This is a genomic window from Romboutsia sp. 13368, from assembly GCF_018336475.1.
GTDB lineage: Bacteria > Bacillota > Clostridia > Peptostreptococcales > Peptostreptococcaceae > Romboutsia.
Genome location: NZ_CP048741.1, coordinates 1,538,778 through 1,543,812 on the forward strand (window position 1 = coordinate 1,538,778; position 5,035 = coordinate 1,543,812).

Annotated in this window: 4 protein-coding genes; all 4 read right to left on the reverse strand. The window is 24.0% G+C overall.

All coding sequences use genetic code 11. From position 1 onward, the window contains the following. Positions 1-169 precede the first annotated feature (169 nt). The 4 genes from G3997_RS06200 to G3997_RS06215 all read right to left on the reverse strand — a co-directional run bounded on the left by G3997_RS06200 (position 170) and on the right by G3997_RS06215 (position 4,969). Positions 170-2,227, reverse strand: a complete 2,058-nt coding sequence (locus tag G3997_RS06200) for a sensor histidine kinase (RefSeq protein ID WP_296644501.1) — start codon at positions 2,225-2,227, stop codon at positions 170-172. Positions 2,228-2,422: 195 nt separating this feature from the next. Then, entirely contained in the window at positions 2,423-3,121 is a 699-nt protein-coding gene (locus G3997_RS06205) for a response regulator transcription factor (RefSeq protein ID WP_296644504.1), read from the reverse strand. A 534-nt stretch (positions 3,122-3,655) separates the two neighbouring features. Beyond that, complete coding sequence (locus G3997_RS06210; RefSeq protein ID WP_296644505.1) at positions 3,656-4,243, reverse strand: tRNA (mnm(5)s(2)U34)-methyltransferase; 588 nt, start codon at positions 4,241-4,243, stop codon at positions 3,656-3,658. A gap of 9 nt (positions 4,244-4,252) precedes the next feature. Beyond that, on the reverse strand, positions 4,253-4,969 hold the full coding sequence (locus G3997_RS06215) for a pseudouridine synthase (protein ID WP_296644508.1): 717 nt from the start codon (positions 4,967-4,969) through the stop codon (positions 4,253-4,255). Positions 4,970-5,035: the final 66 nt, after the last annotated feature.

Genomic DNA, 5,035 nt, shown 5'->3' on the forward strand with positions numbered 1-5,035 from the left:
TATCATTAATATTATATCATCTTTTATATTATATTTAATATATTATGAAAAAATATTTTTATTTAATAATATACTTTTTACTTATTTATGGTTAGGATTAATTATATATATAACAATAAGAAAAAGCTATAAAATTAAGTTTATACTATAATTTCATAGCTTTTTTAATCTAATCTATTAAATTAAATTCTATACTTGCTTTAAATAAATCTCCATCTATATCTATCTCAAATCTCCCACCTTGAGCATTTACTAAATCTCTTGCAATTGCAAGACCTAATCCACTTCCTTCAGTATTCCTAGACTCATCAGCCCTTTTAAATCTTTCCATTATTTCTTCAGGATCAAAATTTAACTCATAAGATGATATATTTTTCATAGTTAATTTTACTTTCTCATTATCTTTAGTTATATCAATATATACTCTTGTATTATTAAGTGAGTATTTTGATATATTACTTAATAAGTTTTCAAGAACTCTATATAATCTTTTTCCATCCGCTCTTATATAAGTTTTTTCTTCTGGTACTCTTACTTTTAAATCTAAATTAGCTTCTGATAATTTTTCTTCCATTTCACCGATTGCTTGTCTTAAGAGTTGAGTTATATCTATTTTTTCCATATTAAGCTCTAAATTTCCACTACTTGCCTTACTAGCTTCAAATAAATCTTCTATTAATACTTTTAATCTCTTAGACTTTGAATCTAATACATTTACATAGTCTTTAATATGTTCAGGTTCTATATTATCTTCTTTTTTTATTAATTCTATATAGTTAATTATAGAAGTTAAAGGAGTTTTTAAATCATGGCTTACATTAGTTATAAGCTCTGACTTCATTCTTTCACTTTTTACTTGATTGTATATCGCTTTATCAAGTCCTTCTCTTATATTATTTATATCTTCTGCTAATGTAGTAAAGTTATCATCACCTATAATATCTAATTTATAATGTATATCACCATTTTTTATACGATTAGTTCCTTCCATTATATAAGCTAAGTAATCTAGTTTTTTAATTAAGTAATAAACATATGCCACAACAATAGCTAAACTTAGTATAGGACCAAATAAAATTAAGAACACAGTATTTCCAAAGAAAAACCCTAAAAACCAGCCAATTGTACCAAYACCTACACTTAAAAGTGCTAATAATATTATTCTTTTAGCTAGTGGCATTGTTTTTGTTAACTTATTAGTATAATTAAAGCTTTTCTTTCCTAAATATATTAATCTAAATATTAAAGTTGATTTTAATATTTCTATAGGTTTATCAAAGCTTTTTACTATCTTTAATAAAATATAATATATTGCAAATAAACCAAATACACATATAAAGCTATATAGTAAATATYCTAATGTAGAATAATATAAGCACACTAATTCACCTTCGTTTATTTCTAAATTAATGTTTTTTAAAGCTTCATGACCATTRTCATAAACTTTCTNNNGTATTTTTTTATAAAACTTTAAGTAATAGCTATCTTTATCTAAAACTTCAACCTTCATTTTTTTGTATACTACGCTACAAACTATAAATAATATTAAAGCTATTAGAGAGCTTGTTATTATAGTTTTAAACATAAATACATTATCATCAAAAACATTTTTTATCTCTAGTACCTTATCATAATAACCATAGTTTTCAAAGTTTTTGTTAATACTTATACATACCTCAAAATCTTCTAAATTGTAATTAAAAACATCTATTAAGTAGCTATTAACATCAACTTTTGTAAATTTCTTATTATCAATTACCTTAGTATAACTAATAACATCATTACGACATAATAAGTCTACATCACATTCACCACTTGTATTTTTCTTGAAATCTTCTATACTTTTATAATCTGTATTAGAATAAACTTCATTAGTGTCTTTATTTACAGCTATATATTTTATATTTTTTATATATGATAATTGTTTTCTTGCAGATTTCTTTTCAATCTCTATATGTTCCTTAAAATYATYATTTTTATAATCATCTACATCTATTATAGAATTTCCAGTCCAATATAATAATGGTCTTATTAAAGCCTGGTCAAATGCTTTACTTTTAAAGAAATCATCTTCTATAAGTTTTTTATCCTTATGCATATAGCTTGTCATAATCCCTCTACCACTTGTAGTAATGTTAATAGCAGTAGGTATCATAGCTAATAATAAAGATAATGATATAAGTGCTACAACTAAAAAACTAAATTTTAAACCTTTTTTTTGCTTCATACTATCTCCTCTTAATTAAATAATATCATCTTATATAGTAAAAAATTTAAAATTCCAATTATTGCTATTGTAGATACTATATTGGTATTTATAAATTTAAGGCATATTATTATACCTATAACTTGAGTAACTACAAACATAATTAAAATAAAAATACAGTCTAATATAAAATTTCTATTATTTAAAGCTTTCTTATTATAACTTCTCAATTTTATATCCAACTCCCCATACAACCTTTAAGTACCTTGGCTCCTTTGGATTAATCTCAATTTTTTCTCTTATTCTTCTAATATGTACTGCTACTGTATTTTCTACATTAAAACTTTCCTCATTCCATACCTTTTCATATATTTCATCTATAGAGAATACTCGTCCTTTATTAGCTAATAATAGCTTTAATATTTTAAATTCTATTGGAGTTATTTTTACAACTTCTCCATCAACTTTTACTTCTTTTGTACATATATTAAGTTCAAGTCCTCCACTTTTTAATATATCTTTATTAACATTATCATTATTATAATTACCTAAAGTAACATATCTTCTTAAATTAGATTTAACTCTTGCTATAAGTTCTAATAAATTAAATGGCTTCGTTATATAGTCATCCGCACCTATATTCAAACCTATTATTTTATCTGTGTCTTCGCTTTTTGCTGATACTAATATTATTGGTATATTTTTCTCTTCTCTTATTTTTATAGTTGCTTTTATTCCATCTAATTTAGGCATCATTATATCCATTAATATTAAGTGGATTTCTTCTTCCATTAATATTTCTAAGGCTTCTAGACCATTGTAAGCTTTATATATATTAAATCCTTCATTTTTTAGATATATTTCAATTGATTCAACTATTTCCTTATCATCATCTACTACTAATATGTTATACATTTTACATTCCCCTTTTATAAGTTCTTTCTCATTGTATTATACACGAAAATCACATCCTTTTTTAATACAGTTTATATTGCTTATAAGCTTTTATATATATTTATAATAAAATAAATTTCTTACATAATTATTAACTAAATTCTTACGATTTTCTTACAATCTAACTTAGTTTTAGTTTAATGTTATATAACATTTAATTTTTATAACATCTAAATATTATAAAATAAAAGGCTATGTTTTAATACAGTGTTGATATTAAAAARAATTTTAATAATAAAAANNTTTACCTCCTAATACATCCTTTAATATTTTTAATTTAAGTAAACCATTACAATAAATATCTTAATTTAATTATATGGAAAAAGGCATTTCAAAATACGCTAATGAGTTTACGCTCATAAATGTATATATTTTGAAATGCCTTTATTTATGTTTTATCTTATTGTTTATGTTTACCTATAAGAAAGTATTATCCCAACATTGTATAATTATAATTGTAAAATATCAATAACTTCCTATATTTTCTATTAGTTATTATTTTATATATTCTTTTTTCTTTTCTATTAAAACTAGTTGTGGTGGATTATTTATTTGGTTTATAAATCCAGATTCTAATACGTTAAACTCATTTTGGTCTAAATTCTTAACAAACTCATAAACACTATTTTTTTCTTCCATTCCACCTTCATGACCTGTATATATAGCTATACTTATAATTCCATGAGGCTTTAATAAGTTTAAACTATGCTCAATAGCTTTTATAGTAGTTTCTGGTTTAGTTATTATATTATGGTCAGCTCTAGGTAAATACCCTAAATTAAATAATACACAACTAACTTCCCCTTCAACATACTTGTCCATATTTTCATGTCCATCTAGTATTAATTTTACTCTATCACTTAAGTTTTCTTTATCAAGTTTCTTTTTAGTAGATTTTAACGCTGCTTCTTGAACATCAAAACTATATACAAATCCACTTTCTCCAACCTTTTGAGCTAAATACTTAGTATCATATCCGTTTCCCATAGTAGCATCAACTACTATATCACCTTCAGCTATAGCATTTTCTAAGTATAATTTATTTATGTCTGTAATTTTAGTTAAAAATCTTCCTAATTTCATCTTGCACCTCTATTTTATGCTTTTTAAGTAAGCTACTTCTTCCTTCGTTAAGTGTCTGTATTTACCTACTTCTAAATCTTTTAAAACAATTTTACCCATAGCCGCTCTTCTAAGTCTAAGAACTGGGTGATTTATAGCTCTACACATTTTTCTTACTTGTCTGTTTCTACCTTCATGTATTTTTATTTGACATATAGAGTAGTTCTTTTCTTCATTTATTTTAACTATCTTTATTTTAGCAGGAGCTGTTTTATAATCTTCTATATATAATCCTTCTTCAAAGTTTTTTATTTCTTGTGCATTTGGCACACCTTTAACTATAGCCATATAAGTCTTGTCAACTTCATGCTTTGGATGAGTTAATTTATAAGTTAAATCACCATCGTTAGTAAGTATTAATAATCCACTAGTTTCATAGTCTAGTCTTCCTATAGGATATACTCTTTCATCTACATCCTTTACTAAATCAAGTACACTTGGTCTATCAAATTGGTCTTTTACAGTTGTTATATATCCTTCTGGCTTATTTAAAACTATATATACATTATTTTTTTCTACACCTATTTGTTTTCCATCTATTTCAACTATATCATTTTCTTCGTCTATATTAAATGCAAGCTCTGTAACTAAATTTCCATTCACAGTTACTCTACCATCTAGTATTATTTCTTCTGCTTTTCTTCTTGATGCTACACCACAAGATGCTATATATTTATTTATTCTCATAATTTCACCTTTCTTTTGTATTTATATAAATATTTTAATTATATTAAAATTTCTCTTATACATTTT